Genomic DNA, 16,815 nt, shown 5'->3' with positions numbered 1-16,815 from the left:
CTCCTTGCCAAGGGTCCGGTACGAGCGCATGTCAGCTGATCCCAGGGCCGGCGGTGTCGGCGAGCCAGGCCCAGTCCGACCAGCTCTCCGCGCCCGTCTGCCACTTGTGGAACACGCCCGCGGACGAGGTGCCGAAGACCTCCATCCGACCGTCGGCGTTGTTCACCGCGTTGACCTCAGTGCCCGGCCCGCCGAAGTCGGCCCAGGGGTTGAACTCCTGGTTGGGAGCCTTCTGCCACATGTGCTGAGCGGTCTGGCCGTTCATCGCGAACACCTCGACCCGACCGTCTCCTGTACGCGTGGAGCTCAGCTCGGCGTTCGCCGGACCGCCGCCCGTGCCGGCCCAGTCCGACCACTCCGTGGCACTGGTCTGCCAGCGGTGGAAGACGCCGTTGGCGTTGGACGCGTAGACCTCGAGCCGGCCGTCGGAGTTGTGGTCGACGCTCACGTCGTGACCGCCGGTGCCGAAGTTCTCCCAGGCGCCGAAGTTGCCGTTGGGCGCGTTCTGGAAGAGGTGACCGAACGTCGTACCGCTCAGCGCGAAGACCTCGAGACGGCCGTCCACGGATGACTCCAGCTGGAGCCGAGCCGACGCCGGACCGGCCAGGCCCGCCCAGTCCGACCACGTCGTCGCGCCCGTCTGCCACTTGTGGAACACGCCGTTCGCGTTGGACGCGAACACCTCGAGCCGGCCGTCGGCGTTGTTGCCCGCGGCGACGTAGTCACCACCAGTCCCGAAGTTCTCCCACGAGCCCCAGCCACCGCTGACCTGAGTCTGGAAGAGGTGATCCATCGACCCGTTCGACACTGCGAAGAGCTCGAGCCGGCCGTCCGCGTTGCGGGCGATGGACAGCTGCGCGTTCTTCGGGCCACCCACGCTCTGCCAGCTGGACCAGCCACCGTTGACCGCCGTCTGCCACGCGTGCCACACACCATCGGCACCCGCCGCGAACGCTTCAAGTCGACCATCGGCCGAGCGGGCGGACACGACCTTGCCGGCCTCGGCCGGGGAGGGTCCGACCGACGGGCCGTCCTCGAGGACCTTGTTGTAGCGCAGCGCCTTGTACTCACTGTTCGGATGGTCGTCGAACTGGGCGTCATTGATGTTGGCCCGGTAGTGCCCCACAGGGGTAGCGCCGAACGAGTAGTACTCGAAGTTGCCCTGGTCATCGAGCCACCGGTGGAAGAGCAGCACGTGGTTGTAGAAGGAGTTCAGGATGTCGCCGGGCTTGAGGTCGGCGCGGCTGATCTCGTGTGAGTAGCCCGGCAGACCCTGCGTGTTCGGGCTCTGGTCGAGGTGCCACGCCATCGAGACGTAACCCGAGCAGTCCCGGCGGTAGCTGTGCCCATCGCCCGGGCCGGGCGACCAGCCCTCCTGGTCGTACGGCCCCGGCTGGTGGTCGACCCAGTACTGAGCGCGGGCGATGATCTCGGCTCTCGTGATGGGGCCGTCGAGGACGGAGTCCGCGCTCGCAGTCGTCGCGGACGGGCCTGCGAGCAGCAGCGGTATCGACAACAGCGCAGCCATCAGCATCGGCCACAGCCTCCGGGGCATCGTGAGTCGGGCAGCGTCCATCGAAAGACCTTTCGAGATGGCTGCACAGGGGCAGCGCGTGAACGAGCCCGCTGGGTGGCGTCCGGACGATGAACCGCTGCGGCCAGATGGCCCCCGTAGCAACGGTGTCGTCCCGACGACTCGGGATCACGAGCACCGTAGAAGTCAGCGCGCGGCGCCTGATACCCCAAGAAAGTAAAGGATCGGCCAGTGCTGGGTAAATTCTATTCTTTCAGTTTGGCCCTATGTAAATAAATAACAGCAGTCTCCTGGGTATCCAGCGGCCTAGGCAAAGGTGCCGTGACGACCCTCACCGGCGGAGAACCGGCCGGCTCCGGCAACGGCGTCGCGCAGGACCTGCGCTCCGTGCGACCACTCGGTGACCATCGCCTCCTCGAGTGGTTGGCCTGCCTGGCCGTAGGCCGACTGCCGGTCGCTGCGAAGGCACGCCTGGGGGAAGGCGGCCAGCTGCTCGGCGAGAGCGACCGCCTCGTCCAGTGCCCGGCCGGGCGCACTCACCCGGTTGGCGAGGCCGATCTGGAACGCTTCGTCGGCATCGACAGCGCGGCCGGTGAGAATCAGGTCAAGGGCCCGCGACTGTCCGATCAGCCGTGGCAGGCGGACGGTGCCTCCGTCGATGAGAGGTACGCCCCAGCGGCGGCAGAAGACGCCGAAGACCGCCGTGGGGTCCGCGACCCTCAGATCGCACCAGAGCGCGAGCTCCAGCCCACCCGCAACGACATGACCCTCCACGGCAGCGATCACCGGCTTCGACAGCATGAGACGAGTCGGTCCCATCGGCGCCGGACCTTCGTCGCCCGGCGGGTCAGCACGCATCGTCCCGCTGCTCACAGCCTTGAGGTCCGCTCCGGCGCAGAACGTGCTGTCCGAACCCGTGAGCACGGCGACCTTCGCCGCCTCGTCGACATCGAACGCGCGGAACGCGTCGTACAGCGCCTGGGCATGCTTGGTGTCGATCGCGTTGCGGACCTCGGGTCGGTTGATCGTGATGACTCGCACCGCGCCGATGTCGCGAATATCCAGTGCCATCAGGGGACTTCGACCAGGGCGCGGTCGATGATGGGGGCCAGGTCGAGGCCGGCCGGCAGGGTGCCGAACGCTCCGCCCCAGTCGCGAGCCAGCCGTGACGCGCAGAACGCGTCCGCCACTGCGGCAGGTGCATGCCGAAGGAGGAGCGATCCCTGGAAGACCAGCGCCATCAGCTCCGCGACCCGCCGAGCTCGCAGCTCGAGGTCGTCGAACGAGGTCAGCTCCTTCTTGAGCCGCGTCAGCGCATCGTCGAATCGTGATTCACCAGAGGCCTGTTCGACCTCCGCGAAATAGGCATCGAGCGTTTGTGGCTCCTTGGCGAGCGCCCTCAGCGCGTCCAGGGCAGCAACGTTGCCCGACCCCTCCCAGATGGACAGCAGCGGCAGCTCGCGGTAGATCCGCGGCAGATCGGAGTCCTCGATGTAGCCGTTGCCGCCTAGGCACTCCAACGCCTCGACCGCCTGCGACGGGCCGCGCTTGCAGACGTAGTATTTCGTCACGGCGAGGGCAATCCGGCGGAGCGCGGCTTCCTGCGAATCCCCTTGCACTGCACGGTCATTCGCGCCAGCCAGCCGCAGCATCGCAGTGGTCGCGGCCTCCGACTCGATTGCCAGGTCGGCCAGCACGTTGCGCATCAGCGGCTGATCGATCAGTGGCTTACCGAACGCCGACCGGTGCCGAGCGTGATGCGCCGCCTGGACGAGGGCCGTCCGCATCCCCGCCGATGTGCCGATCACACAGTCGAGCCGCGTCATGTTGACCATCTCGACGATGGTGCGTACGCCGCGCCCCTCCTCCCCCACGAGCCAGCCGATCGCCTGGTCGTACTCGATCTCGGCGGAGGCGTTGGAGTGGTTGCCGAGCTTCTCCTTCAACCGCATCAACCGCATCGCGTTCAGCGAACCGCCCGGCAGGACCCGCGGCACGAGGAAGCACGACAGCCCGCCGGGCGCCTGCGCCAGCGTGAGGAACATGTCCGACATCGGCGCGGACGTGAACCACTTGTGACCGTCCAACGCGTAGGTGCCATCGCCCGTCGGCGTCGCCGTCGTGGTGTTGGCACGGACGTCCGATCCGCCCTGTTTCTCGGTCATCGACATCCCGGCGATCAAGCCGCGCTTCGTCGCCGGGTCGCGCAGCCCGAAGTCGTACTCGCGATTGGTCAGCAGCGGCTCAAACTGTTGGGACAGCTCAGGATTCGCGCGCAGAGCCGGGACGACGGCGTACGTCATCGAGATCGGACAGCCGTGCCCGGCATCGACGGACCAGACCATGAACTTGGCTGCGCGAGCGACGTGCGCACCCGGCCGGTCGTCGGCCCAGGGTGCGGCGTGCAGCCCGTGCGAGACGGCCGTCTCCATGAGGGAGTGGTAGGCGGGGACGTACTCGACCTCGTCGATCCGATGGCCGTAGCGATCGTGCGTCAGCAGGCGCGGCTGGTGGCGCTCAGCGAGCCGCCCCCACTCCTGCGCCTGCGCCGTGGCGGCCAGCCGCCCCAGATCCTCGACCTCGTCGATCGCCCAGGCCGCGCCCTCACGACGCAGCCCCTCGAGCAGCGCAGGGTCCTGCGCGGTGCTGTGACCGACGAGCGGTGGGACCTGGTTGAGCACCTCATGCGTCATGCTCATGACGTTACAGTTCTGCCAACAGTTGTGTCTAGAAGTGTTGCATGGCAGGGTCACGACCGTGCCGTACGCCGACCGCACCTCTCCCTCGACCGAGCCGCCACCGCTGAGCGCCCGATCCGTCGCGCTCAGCCTGCTGCTCGGCTCGCACCCTGACCGGATGACGGCCCGCCAGTTGACCCGCGCGGCGGAGCACGTCGGTATCGCGGCCGCCACGCTCCGGGTCGCGCTCACCCGCGCCGTGGCCGCGGGTGACCTGCGCAGAGACGGGCCGGACTACGTGCTCGGCGAGCGCCTTGTCGCGCGACAACGGCGCCAGGATGCAGCCGTTGAGGACGCGGAGACCCCGTGGGCCGGCGACTGGGAGATGGCTGTCATCGTGATCGCCGGGCGCTCCGGCCCCGAACGCGCCGCCCTCCGCGACCGGCTCACCGATGCGCGGCTGACCGAGCTCCGCGAGGGCGTGTGGACCCGGCCGGCCAACCTGAGCCGGCCGACGTCGTACGCCGATGACCCGGTGCTCACCACCTTTCGCGCCACGCCCGACGACGCGGCAGACCTGGTCGGTCGGCTATGGGATCTTCCCGGCTGGGCGACCGACGGGCGGGCGCTCCTCGCGAGGTTGGCCCGCACCCATGAGCCCGCCGAGCGGCTCGCCGTGGCCGCCCAGCTCGTCCGCCACCTGACGACAGACCCGCTGCTGCCGGCCGCGCTCCTGCCGACCGACTGGCCGGGCGCCGAGCTGCGGGCGGCGTACGCCGGTTACCAGGGCGATCTGCGGGCCGCGGCCAACGCCGCGCCGCGATCATGACGACAGTCGTCTGAGGGCCGCAGTGGCGATCTCGACACGCGAGGTGAGACCGAGCTTGGTGAGGATTTTCGAGACGTGCGTCTGCACCGTGCGTGGCGAGACGTACAGCTGCCGAGCGATCTCAGGGTTGGTACCGCCCTCCGCGACCAGCACGGCGACTCGTCGCTCTGCCTCAGTCAGGCTGGTCCAGCCGGAGGTACCTCGACGCGACTGCGTGCCACGGGTGCCGAGCCGCACGCCAGCCTGACGAACCGCCGCCTGGAGCCGTTGCGCCACGCCATGGAGGTTGTACGCGTCCAGCTCGTCGCGCATCCGCTCAACGATCTCGCGGGCCTCGCCAAGTCGCTCCGACGCGACCAGCGCCACTACGGCGTCCTCGGCACACCTGGCCGCGAGCAGGCGGGAACCGGCGTCGGCCTGGCCAACGAAAGCGGCGGCAAGATCGTCAGCATCTCCACTGAGAAGTGCTCGCGCATAAGCGAATTCGGCGCTCACTCCACGATGGCGAACGTTGCGCTCGTGCTCCGCTATGTGTAGTACGCGTTCGGCCAGGGCGACGTCGTGCGCACGTACGGCGACCCGCACCAAGGAGGGCATCAACTCATTGATGGCGTGCTGGGCAACCACCCCGTACGTGCCGTCCACCAGAGCCCGGACCTGCTCCAGCATCTCCTCGGGGCGGTCAGCCAGTTCCGCCGCCAGGATCCGGCAGGTGACCGAAAGTCCTTCGTAGAAGGCAGCGATACCGACCGCATCCTGAGCGTGTGACTCCGAGACCTCGGAGTGCTTCTGGAAGGTGGCGACGTCGCCCTGATGCAGCGCGACCTGCGCCGCCAGAGCGTGTAGCGGGCGCGCCATGCCGCGACCTGCACGCTCGAGCGCAGGGCCGAGATCCACTGAAGCCCAGGACTGTTCGCGTAGGTCGACGAGGGCCCTGGCGAGGTCGTACCACGACGACCACGTGCCGCCGAGTCTCGCGGTGAGCGGTCCGGCCTCATCGAGCGTGGAAGACAGATCGGTCGCAGACTCAGAGCACACGAGACGCAGCAGGAGCGTGAGTGCTCGCTGACCAGGGTCGGTCACCACTGACTCCAGGTCCTCCGCCTCGGCCAGCCGATGGAGCGCAGCCTCCTGATCCCCGTCGAGGTAGTGGTGCACGGCGTCGAGGTTGTGGAGACAAAGCGTCGTCATCGGATCGGCAGTGCGCCGAAGATCGGCCATCAGCGCCCTCGCTCCGTCGAGGTCAGCGGCCATCGTGCAGCACTGCGCCTCGAGCACGGCGAGCCGGTCGCCCAGGGCGCCGCCGACGCCCATGGCGCGCGCCCGTCGGGCTGTCGCAAGCCCGGTCGCGGCGTCGCCGGCGGTCAGGGCGGCCAAAGCCTCGACCAGACAGGCGGCGGCACGTTCCTCATAGAGGGCAGCCGTTCGCTCGACGATCCGTGCCTGAGCCATCGCAGAGGGGAGATTGCCGCACCACAAATAGGCGCGCGCGAGAGCTGTTCGCACCCCGGGCTCTTCACGATCGAGGCGGAGTCGCTCAAGGAGATTCCGCACGAGCTCGGGCTCCTGCCCAACCAGCTCTGCGGCGTGCTTCGCGAGCCACAGACGTGACCACTCGTCGTCTGACGTCGCCGCCCGCTGCAGAGCTCGCGCGACCCGAGGCGGTGGCGCGCCGGACGCGTCGATGAGCCGGGACGCCCGCGAGGCCAGAGCCGGCACCACCGCGTCCACAGCGGTGTCGTCGCGGCCCGCGTCGGCGACCACCCAACCTGTCGCTTCCCGCCACACGATGCCGTCGCGAACCAGGACCGACAGGTCTCGCACCACGACATGCACCGGCAGGTCGAGCAGCCGTCCGAGCTCATCGACATCGGCTTCTGGGCCCAGCGCGACCAGGCCGGCCACGACCGCAGGCATCGCCGGTCGCCGCGAGGCGATCTCCGCCCCACGGACTGGCGATGCCCGGAGTCGTTGCGACGCAGCGGGTTCGGCCATCCACCCATTCTGGGCAGGCCGGCCTGTGGCGGTGGGCGAGAGCAGCCGACCAGTTGGCCCCCGCTCCTTGGGCGAGCGGATGACCTCAGCCGGCGGCGCCGAAGAACGCGATGACGTCACGCTGCACAGCCGGATTCGTCAGGGTGCCAACGTGATCGGTGTCCTCCGCCGTCCAGTGGTTGGCTGCACCCTCGAGCTGAATCGACTCCGGCGGGGAGATGGTGCCGTCGCTGTGCGAGGCCCAGGTGGCGTACTGCGTTGTGGTTCCCGGCGTTTCGTCGTCAGCGTTCAGATTCTTCAGAAAGGTGGATCCGGGCGCCATCTGCGGGCACGCCTTGTCCGAGGTGATGATCCAGCACCAGTTGGCGGAGGCCGTGCCGTGGTTCGCCCCGGCGATGCTCGCGAAGTGCTCGACCTTGGCCGTGCCACCGAGGTTCTTCAGGTAGTAGCGCGAGCTCAGGCTGCCCATCGAGAAGCCGATGACATCGACTTTGCTCGCCCCGCTCTGGGTGAGCACCGAGTTCACCGTGGTCGACAGCTGCTGGGCCGTGGTCTCGTTGACCTGCTCGTTCGGGAAGTCGAGCGAGTGGATCTGATCAGCGCTGTATCCGGCGTCGAGGAACGACTGCTTGATCGCCGAGACGTCGTCCGCTGCACCGCCGTAGCCGTGCACGAAGATCACCGGGTTCTGGGCGGCGGCCGCCGACTCGGTGGTCTGCGCCGACGCGCTCTGAGCGGACAGTGCGGCCACGCAGGACAAGGACAACAGGCCGAATGCAATGCGCTTCACGACAACTCCTTCGACGGGGCCCGGGCCGTGCCCGAGCTCGGAGGTCCAGCACACGCCGGATGAACGTCGGAGTCATCCGCCATCTGGCGGATGCTTGCGATCTGCTTGCAACGGCGCGTCAGGTTCGGCGCACGAGCCGACTGGCCGTGACCGCCGCGACCAAGAACGCGAGATCACCCGGCCGCGTGGGGTCGCGGTCCGTCAGATCGGCGATGCGCGCCAGACGGTTGTCGACCGTGTTGGGGTGCACCCCGAGGGCCCGAGCGCAACGCGTGCGGTGGCCATCGAAGGTCACGTAGGCATCGAGCGTCTCGACGAGGTCCGGCCGCTCCAGGACGGGCGCGACCAGCTCTGCGAGAGCCGACTGGGCTGGGCCGGAGTGAGAGAGCTGGAGCTCCCATGCCACGTCGGCGAGCTCGTACAGTCCCGCAGCGCGACGGCTGTCCCGGGCGACGTCGCGGATGCGCGACGCCATCCGTGCAGCCTCGGCGAAGGTGTCGCACGGCCATTCGCTGCGGACCACTCCCGCGTGCATGTCCTGGTGCCGTGCGCCCAGCGTTTCCCTGAGCTGCGCAAGAGCCGCATCCCAGGTGAGTCCACCGTGATCGAGCGGGACGAGGACGAGTGCGCCCTGTCCGCGAGGCACCCACAGCGCGTTGGTGCCCAGGAGGGGCAGGGCGTCCTTGCACAGCCGTCGCAGGTCCCGGGCCGCAAGCACGCGTTGACGCACCTCGTCGGAGGCACGCACTGCAGCTCCGACCTGCGCGGACGGCAGTCCGACGGCGATCACGGCGTACTCGCCGGCCAGATCGACTCCCGCGCGGACCGCACTCTCCCGCACCTGGCCCTCGTCCTTGTTCTCGATCAGGTCCATCCCCAACCTGATTCGAGCCTCCTGAGCATCATCAACGGCCAGCTCGCGGGCCTCCGCGTAGCCCTCGGCCAGCGTGGTCGTCACGAGCTCGAGGAACACCATGCCGCTCTTGGCGAGCGCGAGGGTGTCCTGGGGGTTCGCCCGTGGACGGTCGCCCGAGAACTGGATCGCTGTGCGAACAGCGAGGTGGTAGACGCGCATCATCTCCGCCATCGGGACCCCGTCGGCCGCAGCATGGGCGGCCGAGCGGCGCAGGGTCACCAGATGCACATTGGCGATGCCGCCGTCGGACAGGAACGCATCGACGAAGGTGTCGATGCAGGTTCGGCACACCGCCAGGACGTCGCCGTACAGCTGCTCATCGGTGAGCGCGCTGTACTCGGGCATCTCGCGGACGAGCTCGTTCAGCGTGCCCAGGGACAAGGCTTCGCGCGACTCTCGCAGGAGCCGTACGGACTCACTTGCGACCACAGCATCGCTGAGCATTTGTGACGTATCACACACGCGACCGGTCATGCCTGGTCAATCTAGCCAATGTGACCCGCCAGTATGTCGATCGTTCCCTGTGCACGGTTCACTTACGGTACGTCGACCACCCTTCCCCTGGCCGGCGCCATCGCGAGACATCGCGTCCCCGAGCGAAAGACATGGTGATTCCCATGTTGAAGAGCCTCATCACCAGCGGCATGATCACGGGCGTCGCAGCCGGCAGCCTGGCGATGGCCGGAGGTGCGACCGCCGCCGCCCAGCCTGTGGCCGCAGCCAACCCGGTGATCGTGGTCGCCGGATTCAGCTCCCCCGCGATCGGCGGTCTGCCGCTGGCGGCCCGTCTCCAGGCCAACGGCACCAAGGCGTACTACACCGCCGCGAGCCGCGACAGCGGCACCGGTGACATCACGGTCGGGGCCCAGGACCTCGGAGTCATGGTCGACAAGGTGCTCAAGGAGACCGGAGCCACCAAGGTCGACCTCGTGGGGCTGTCCATGGGCTCCCTGACCAGCCGGTACTACGTGAAGTCCCTCGGAGGCGACGCCAAGGTCGACCATCTCGTCACGGTCGCGGGGCCGAACTACGGCACCAACAGAGCGAACTGGGCCAAGATCCTCAACTGCGTCGGACTCGTGTCGTGCGAGCAGATGGCCATCGGCTCCGACTTCCTCAACGACCTGAACGCCGGTAGCGACACCATCGGGTCGGTCAAGTACACGACGTTCCGCAGCAGCTGGGACGAGGTCGTCGTGCCGATCGACAACGCCAAGCTGAAGGACGGCGCAACCAACATCCTGCTTCAGGACCAGTGCCCCCTGCGCTTCGTGGAGCATCAGCTCTCCGCCCTCGACGGCACCATCGCCGACGGTGTGATGGATGCCCTGGCCAACAAGCCCGTGCAGATGAACTGCTTCGCCATCTGATCCATGAAGCTGTCTCGGCGAGCTGCACTGAGCCTGGCCGGATCGGCCGTCCTTGCCCCGATCGGGGTGAGGACGGCGGCCGCGGCCGTGGCGGCCCCGACCACCTTGCCGGTCCTGCGGCAGTGGACCGCGGGCCCTTCGCCGTACGCCTTCGGTCAGGGCACAAGGGTGGTCATCGCCCGGGCGGATGAAGCCGAGCTGTCCCGGTTGGCAACGGATTTCGCCGCCGACCTGCGCACCGTCACCGGTGTCCCCGTCAGCACGACAGTCGGCGATGCCAGACCTGGGGACATCCTGCTCGGCCTCGGCGCCGTGGCCGGGTCATCGTCGAGCGAGCGCCACCGCGTGGCGTCCGGTCCCATCCTGAAGGTCACCGCCCCCGAGCGTTCAGGCGTGTTCTACGGCTCCCGCTCGGTGCTGCAGTGGCTGCGGCAGGGCTGGACGGTGGCTGGTGGCACGGCCACCGACTGGCCGTCGTACCCGGAACGCGGCCTGCTGGTCGACACCGGACGGAAGTTCCTCTCGATTCCCTTCTTGCGCAGGCAGATTCGCGAGATCTCCTATCTCAAGCTCAACTACCTGCACCTCCATCTCAACGACGTCAACGGCATGCGGCTGGAGAGCACCACCCACCCGGAAGTCGTGTCGCCGCAGCACTACACGCAGGCCGAGATGCGCGACCTCATCGCCTACGCCGACCGCTACAACGTGCGGATCCGGCCCGAGCTGGACTTCCCCGCGCACCTGACCCCGATCCTCGATGCTCACCCCGAGCTGCGGCTGGTCAGCAAGAGCGGGACTGTGGCGCCTGAGCTGATCGACCTGTCCAAGCCCGCTGCGTACGACCTCATGGGCGACCTGATGCGCGAGTTCCTGCCGATGTTCCCCGGCAAGTACTGGCACATCGGCGCGGACGAGTACGTCACGAACTACGACGACTACCCCCAGCTACAGGCTTACGCGAGAACGAAGTTCGGCCCGAATGCCACCGGCAAGGACACCTACCACGGCTACTTCAACTGGGCGAACGCCATCGTGCGCGCGCACGGCAAGACGGCGCATGCGTGGAACGACGGAATGGCTCCCGGCGGTGCCACGATCAAGGTAGACACCGACATCGTGATCGAGCACTGGTCCAGGAGCGGCCCTCCACCGTGGTTCGGGCCGGCGTACAGCCTCCAGCAGCTGGTCGATCAGGGCCACACCGTCATGAACGTGCCCTTCACCCCGACGAACTACACCCTCGGCGGCTGGGCCTCACCGTTCAACACCCACCCCGCCGTCATGTACGACACCTGGGATGCCGCTCTCTCAGTCGACGGTTCACGCCTGCGGCCCGAGGACGAGAGCAAGAACCTCGGCTCCCGCCTCGCCCTCTGGTGCGATGACCCCGCACCGCAGACCGAGACCCAGATCGAAGAGGCGTTGTTCCATCGGCTGCAGGTCATGGCACAGAAGACGTTGGGCACGAAGCACCCCTGGCTGTACGCCTCGTTCATCACCAATATCAACGCCGTCGGCCACGCTCCCGACTGAGCGGGGCCCCATCACATCGCGAGAGGGCCGACCCATGCCGCACAGAACACGCGTGACCAGCGGCCGCCGCCGTATCGGGTTGATGGCTGCTGCAGTCGCCCTCGCGAGTGCCGTGAGCACACCAGCCGCCGTCGCGGGCACCGGATCACGCGAGGACGCAGCGGGCCGCTATGTCGCACTAGGTGATTCGTACGTCGCCGGACCCTTCGTCGGCACGCTGACCTCGCACACGCCAGGCTGCCTCCAGACGGACGGCAACTACCCGCATCGGGTCGCCGCCGCCTTGTCGATCACGCTCAAGGATGTGGGCTGCAGCAGTGCGGCGACCGACCACGTCTTCGCGCCCCAGGTCACCGACGGGGTCGTGCTCGGCACCGCTCCACCACAGCTGGCGGCCGTGACCGCAGACGCCACCATGGTGAGCATCGGGTTCGGAGCCAATGACATCAAGACGAGTGAGCTGATGGGCGCCTGTGTCAGCCTCTTCCCGATCGGCTCGCCATGTCAGGACCACTACGTCAAGGACGGCGTCGACCAGATTGCCCTGCGCATCGATGCCACGGCACCGAAGTTCGATCGGGTGATCTCTGCGGTGAGGACGAAGGCCCCGCACGCGCGGATCTTCGTCGTCGGGTACCCGGCGATCTTCCCGGCCGCGGGTGGCGGGTGCTGGCCGCTCGTACCCGTGACGCCCTCGGACACGCAGTACCTCCGCAACAGCTTCAAGCGCCTGAACGGCGTGCTGGCCGCTCGAGCAGCAGCCCATCACGTGACCTACGTCGACACGTACACACCGAGCATCGGCCACGATCCGTGTCAGGCCCCTGCGCAGAGATGGATCGAACCACTCATCCCGGCCGCACCGGCGTCGGTGCTGCATCCCAACGCGAGAGGCGAGCAGGGCTTGGCCGATGCCCTCCTGGCCGCCGTGAGGACGCGCTGACCCGCTGACCGGCGGACGTTTCCGTCCGTTGTGATCGATAACAGTTGCTTCCCGCTGTGGTCCACATCACGCTACAGTCCTCCGATGTATGGGCGCTAAGCACGCCGCTGCATCCCCGTTTTGCGCCCGAGACGCCCGTCTTGACCGTCAAACATCGGAGTTCTAGCCATGCAGACTCGCAACGCCCTCAAGGTCGCCGCTCCCCTCGCCGCGGTCGCCCTGCTCGCCACCGGAACGCTCGCGACCGCCGAGGGCTCGACCACCCCAGGCCCCAGCACAACCTCCTCCCACCCGACCCACCAGCAGAGCTGGAAGCGTCAGCTGACCCAGGCTCTGCCCTCACTCGGTCACCGCAACTGGATCGTCGTCGCCGACTCGGCGTACCCGCAGCAGACCAGCGCCGGCGTGACGACGATCGTCACGAACGCCGGGCAGGCCCAGGTCGTGCGCGACGTCGTCGCGCTGCTGGACCAGCAGAAGCACGTCAAGCCGCACGTACAGGTCGACAAGGAGCTGTCGTACGTCCCCGAGAAGTCCGCTCCCGGCATCACGTCCTACCGCGCGGACCTGAAGAAGATCTTGGGCAGCCAGGAGGTCAAGCCGGTCCTGCACGCGGACCTGATCAGCAAGCTCGACACCGCGGGCAAGCAGTTCAACGTGATCGTCCTGAAGACCACCATGACGTTGCCGTACACGTCCGTGTTCTTCGAGCTGGACGCGAAGTACTGGGACCCGCAGCGCGAGACTGAGCTGCGCAAGCTGATGGAGCAGGGCCAGTGAGGGCGCGACTCACTCGCACCGCGCTGGCGTTCGCGATCACAGGTGCGACCGTTGCCTCTACGGGACTCCTGGGGATCGCGTCGTCAGCCGCAGAGACGACGACCACTCCCTTCATCGAAGGCTTCGAGAGTGGGGCCCTGCCAGCCGGATGGCGAGTAACCGCAGGGAGTTTCGGGCATCTGGTCACGGACCGGGCGGCGTACCACAACTCGCCTCGGCCGTACCTCAAGGAAGGGCGCTGGTTCCTGTCGACGCTGGAGACGGCGACCGGCTCGGCCGACGACGCGTACACCGGCACGGTGACGTCGGCGCCCTTCACGGTGTCGCGCCCCTCGGTCTCGATGCTCGTCGGCGGCGGCTCTGGCGCCAACACGTACGTCGCGCTGTGCACCTACTCGGCCAGCGCGCCCGACGGATGTGGGAACGAGGTCGTACGAGCCCACGGCAACGACTCGGAGGTGATGGCCTACCGCACCCTCGACGCCACCGAGCTGGTCGGCCAGCAGGTCGTCCTCAAGGTCGTCGACAAGTCGACCGGAGGCTGGGGTCACGTCACGCTCGATGCCGTACGCGCGAACGTGCCGCCAGCGGCGACGGCCCCTCGCGTGCAACGGAATTCGGATGCCGTCGTCCTGCGATGGACCGCCGCACCGGACCCGAAGACCACTCGGTACGCGATCGAGCGTGCTGATGCGATCGAGGGCCCGTACCGACGGCTGGCTGTCGCGACGAGTACGTCCTTCACCGACCGGTCGGCCAAAGCCGACCGCACGTACTTCTACCGCATCACCGCACTGGACCCGGACGGTGCTCAGTCCGAGGCGATCCTCACCCTCGCCCGTCCATACGTCGACCTCACGGCGAAGGGCAAGCCGGCCACCTACAGCGGCGATCACCTCAGCGACACCCGCTTCGCCGTCGGTCCGCTCGGCTCGGCGGGCATCGTGCACGACGGCACCGGCGCACGTCCGACCTGGTGGATCTTCAACAACCTCGGGCAGCTTCAGTCCAACAAGTGGCACAACACCCCGGACACCTACACCAAGGGACGGGTGCCCAACAGCTTCTTCTCGGTGCGCGCCCAGGCCGCCGGGGCCGCTCCGGTCACCCGAGCCCTTCAGACCACGGCAGTCGGGAGCTTCCCCGGCATGACGTCGCTCACCCAGCAGGGCGAGTACCCGCAGCTGGGCTACGACTTCACCGACCGCAGCCTGCCCGTCACCGTGTCCGAGGACGTCGTCAACCCGATGATCCCGGGCAACACGAAGGACTCGGCAATCCCCACTGCCGTATACAAGTTCACGCTCAAGAACCCGAGCAACAAGCCGGTCTCGGTGTCCTTGCTCGCCGCTCAGCAGAACGCTGTGGGATTCAACGGGTACGACACGATCGGTGGCGCCAACAGCCGCGAGGTCGACGGGTACGGCGACAACCGCACCGCCGTACGAACCGGCACGGGCGCCAAGGGTCGCTGGACCAGCCTGAGCATGACCGGCCGCGGCGGAGGCAGCATGACGCTCACGGCCCTGGGCGACGACGTGTCGTCCACGGCCTCGTGGGACTCGTCCTCTTCCTTGCGGTCCGACTTCGACAAGGACGGCGTGCTCACCGGGCCTGCCACGGCGAGCAGCCCGGCACCACGGACCACCGTCGACGGCGCCCTCTCCGTGCGGGTCAACCTCAAGCCGGGCCAGCAGGTCGTCGTGCCGGTCGCGCTCAGCTGGCACTTCCCGAATGCGCAGAACTACAACGGCGGCGAGGGCCGTCAGTACGAGAACTGGTGGACGTCCGCGGACGACGTGTCGTCGTACGTCCTCGGCAACTACGACCGGCTCCTCGGTGACACGCAGGGCTATCACGATGCGCTGTACGACTCGAACCTGCCGCGCTACCTGATCGACCGGGTCTCGGCCGCCACGTCGGTGCTGCACTCGCCGTCGGTCTGGTGGGCCAAGAACGGCTTCTTCGGCGGACGTGAGGGCTGGGGCTGCTGCCCGGGCATGCCGACCCACGTCTTCCACTACGCCCAGGCGCAGGCCTGGCTCTGGCCGGAGGTCGGTCGTCGATGGACCGAGCAGTGGCTCGACAACGCCGACAGTGCGGGCCTCATCCCGATGCGGTTCAACGGCGACAGCACCTTCACCATGGACGGCCAGACCGGCGTCATCCTGTCGGCGTACCGGACCTACCAGACGACGGACAAGGCCTGGTTGCAACGGAATTGGCCGACGATCAAGAGGGCCATGGACTACGTCATCGGGCACGGCGACACCGATCACGTCGGCATCCTGACCGGCACCTTCAACACGACGCTGGACGGCGGCGAGACCGGGGACGGTTCGTGGCTCGGATCGATGTACCTCGCATCCGTCCATGCGGCGCAAAAGATGGCGGAGGCCGTCGGTGAGGGAGACACCGCGACGTCGTACGGCTCGATCTACGACCACGGACGTAAGACCGGTGAGAAGAAGTACTTCAACGGGTCGTACTACACCGAGATCAACAACGGCGAGGGCGCGTCGTACGGCAACGGCTCGGAGATCGACATGCTGCTCGGCCAGTGGTGGTCCACGCAGCTCGGGCTCGGCGACATCTACGACACCAAGCACACCGACCAGGCCGCGAAGTCGCTCTTCACGAACAACTTCAAGGACAACCTGCTCGGGGACACGCCCTACTCGGGCTACAACAACAGTCACCAGTTCCGGCAGTACGCCCTGGAGACCGATGCCGGGCTGCAGATGATCACCTGGCCGAGCAAGGACCAGCCGTCCAACACCCCGCTCTACTACGACGAGCTGATGTCCGGGTTCGAGTACTCCGCGGCCGGGCTCATGCTGCAGCGGGGCCAGACCGCTGAAGGGCTCGGGGTCGTCAAGGCGATCAGCGATCGCTACGACGGCCACGCTCGCACGGGCCCGTACATCGACATGGAGCCCTGCTCCACCGGCGACGGCACCGGGAGCCCGTTCGGCGACGACGAGTGCGGCAAGTACTACGCGCGAACCCTGTCGTCCTGGTCGCTCCTGACCGGCGCGCAAGGCTTCGCCTTCAGCGGTCCGGACCGGGCCATCACGTTCCAGCCGACGTGGAAGCCGCAGGACCATCGGTCGTTCTTCTCCACCGGTCAGTCGTGGGGCACGTTCGCGCAGAAGCGTTCGGGCCGTACGCAGAGCGACAGCATCAAGGTCAGGCACGGCGAGCTGACCGTGCAACGTCTGACGCTGTCGGTTCCCGCCGGCACGCGCCAGGTCAGCCTGGTCGGCGCGGACCCGAAGGTCGCTGGCGCATCGGTCACCACCGCCGGGACGACCGCGACGATCCAGCTGCCGCGGCCCGTTGCGGTCCGGCAGGGCCAGGAGCTGCGGGTGCAGCTGCGGTACTGATCACGTCGCATGACCGGCGAACGGCCCAGACCTCCTCGGTCTGGGCCGTTCGTGGTTG

The 16,815-nt window shown here is 67.9% G+C and carries 12 protein-coding genes; 6 read left to right on the top strand and 6 right to left on the bottom strand.

Features of this window, described 5'->3' with window-relative positions; translation table 11 throughout:
• Window positions 1-31 precede the first annotated feature (31 nt).
• The 3 genes from VV02_RS05340 to VV02_RS05330 all read right to left on the bottom strand — a co-directional run bounded on the left by VV02_RS05340 (window position 32) and on the right by VV02_RS05330 (window position 4,233).
• A complete protein-coding gene (locus tag VV02_RS05340; protein WP_052590324.1) occupies window positions 32-1,576 on the bottom strand; it encodes a PLL family lectin in 1,545 nt (514 codons plus the stop codon).
• A gap of 264 nt (window positions 1,577-1,840) precedes the next feature.
• Complete coding sequence (locus VV02_RS05335; protein ID WP_052590323.1) at window positions 1,841-2,605, bottom strand: crotonase/enoyl-CoA hydratase family protein; 765 nt, start codon at window positions 2,603-2,605, stop codon at window positions 1,841-1,843.
• Complete coding sequence (locus VV02_RS05330; RefSeq protein WP_052590322.1) at window positions 2,605-4,233, bottom strand: acyl-CoA dehydrogenase family protein; 1,629 nt, start codon at window positions 4,231-4,233, stop codon at window positions 2,605-2,607. Before VV02_RS05330 ends, VV02_RS05335 begins: the two co-directional genes overlap by 1 nt.
• Window positions 4,234-4,291: 58 nt before the next feature.
• On the opposite strand from VV02_RS05330, the gene VV02_RS05325 reads away from it, so the two are divergent.
• On the top strand, window positions 4,292-5,041 hold the full coding sequence (locus VV02_RS05325; RefSeq protein ID WP_052596570.1) for a PaaX family transcriptional regulator C-terminal domain-containing protein: 750 nt from the start codon (window positions 4,292-4,294) through the stop codon (window positions 5,039-5,041).
• Here VV02_RS05325 and VV02_RS05320 read toward each other — a convergent pair.
• The 3 genes from VV02_RS05320 to VV02_RS05310 form a co-directional block, all read right to left on the bottom strand.
• Entirely contained in the window at window positions 5,036-7,036 is a 2,001-nt protein-coding gene (locus tag VV02_RS05320; RefSeq protein WP_083449931.1) for a LuxR C-terminal-related transcriptional regulator, read from the bottom strand. The two genes, VV02_RS05325 and VV02_RS05320, sit on opposite strands and share 6 nt — an antisense overlap.
• Window positions 7,037-7,121: 85 nt before the next feature.
• Window positions 7,122-7,826 carry an alpha/beta fold hydrolase gene (locus VV02_RS05315; RefSeq protein ID WP_052590320.1) on the bottom strand — a complete coding sequence of 235 codons (705 nt, stop codon included), beginning with the start codon at window positions 7,824-7,826 and terminating at the stop codon, window positions 7,122-7,124.
• A 118-nt stretch (window positions 7,827-7,944) separates the two neighbouring features.
• Entirely contained in the window at window positions 7,945-9,216 is a 1,272-nt protein-coding gene (locus tag VV02_RS05310; protein ID WP_083449929.1) for a PucR family transcriptional regulator, read from the bottom strand.
• 143 nt (window positions 9,217-9,359) lie between these two features.
• On the opposite strand from VV02_RS05310, the gene VV02_RS05305 reads away from it, so the two are divergent.
• From VV02_RS05305 to VV02_RS05285, 5 genes are all read left to right on the top strand, one after another.
• Window positions 9,360-10,112 (top strand): esterase/lipase family protein, encoded by a 753-nt coding sequence (locus tag VV02_RS05305; RefSeq protein ID WP_052590318.1) that lies wholly within the window; start codon window positions 9,360-9,362, stop codon window positions 10,110-10,112.
• A 3-nt stretch (window positions 10,113-10,115) separates the two neighbouring features.
• Window positions 10,116-11,648 (top strand): beta-N-acetylhexosaminidase, encoded by a 1,533-nt coding sequence (locus tag VV02_RS05300; protein ID WP_052590317.1) that lies wholly within the window; start codon window positions 10,116-10,118, stop codon window positions 11,646-11,648.
• Window positions 11,649-11,700: 52 nt separating this feature from the next.
• Window positions 11,701-12,591: an SGNH/GDSL hydrolase family protein gene (locus VV02_RS05295; RefSeq protein WP_169787642.1), complete on the top strand. Its 891-nt coding sequence runs from the start codon at window positions 11,701-11,703 to the stop codon at window positions 12,589-12,591.
• A gap of 168 nt (window positions 12,592-12,759) precedes the next feature.
• Complete coding sequence (locus VV02_RS05290) at window positions 12,760-13,371, top strand: RbsD/FucU domain-containing protein (RefSeq protein WP_052590315.1); 612 nt, start codon at window positions 12,760-12,762, stop codon at window positions 13,369-13,371.
• A complete protein-coding gene (locus tag VV02_RS05285) occupies window positions 13,368-16,757 on the top strand; it encodes a GH116 family glycosyl-hydrolase (protein WP_052590314.1) in 3,390 nt (1,129 codons plus the stop codon). Before VV02_RS05290 ends, VV02_RS05285 begins: the two co-directional genes overlap by 4 nt.
• The last annotated feature ends 58 nt before the right edge of the window (window positions 16,758-16,815 follow it).

This window comes from Luteipulveratus mongoliensis, from assembly GCF_001190945.1.
Taxonomy (GTDB): Bacteria; Actinomycetota; Actinomycetes; order Actinomycetales; family Dermatophilaceae; genus Luteipulveratus; species Luteipulveratus mongoliensis.
The sequence above is the reverse complement of the archived record's forward strand: the minus strand, read 5'-3'. Positions and strand labels throughout refer to the sequence as shown.

Excerpts from the sequence above, each read along its gene's own strand:
- VV02_RS05340 (WP_052590324.1), bottom strand. The coding sequence starts at position 1,576 with ATGGACGCTGCCCGACTCACGATGCCCCGGAGGCTGTGGCCGATGCTG.
- VV02_RS05335 (WP_052590323.1), bottom strand. The coding sequence starts at position 2,605 with ATGGCACTGGATATTCGCGACATCGGCGCGGTGCGAGTCATCACGATC.
- VV02_RS05330 (WP_052590322.1), bottom strand. The coding sequence starts at position 4,233 with ATGAGCATGACGCATGAGGTGCTCAACCAGGTCCCACCGCTCGTCGGT.
- VV02_RS05320 (WP_083449931.1), bottom strand. The coding sequence starts at position 7,036 with ATGGCCGAACCCGCTGCGTCGCAACGACTCCGGGCATCGCCAGTCCGT.
- VV02_RS05310 (WP_083449929.1), bottom strand. The coding sequence starts at position 9,216 with ATGACCGGTCGCGTGTGTGATACGTCACAAATGCTCAGCGATGCTGTG.
- VV02_RS05305 (WP_052590318.1), top strand. The coding sequence starts at position 9,360 with ATGTTGAAGAGCCTCATCACCAGCGGCATGATCACGGGCGTCGCAGCC.
- VV02_RS05300 (WP_052590317.1), top strand. The coding sequence starts at position 10,116 with ATGAAGCTGTCTCGGCGAGCTGCACTGAGCCTGGCCGGATCGGCCGTC.
- VV02_RS05290 (WP_052590315.1), top strand. The coding sequence starts at position 12,760 with ATGCAGACTCGCAACGCCCTCAAGGTCGCCGCTCCCCTCGCCGCGGTC.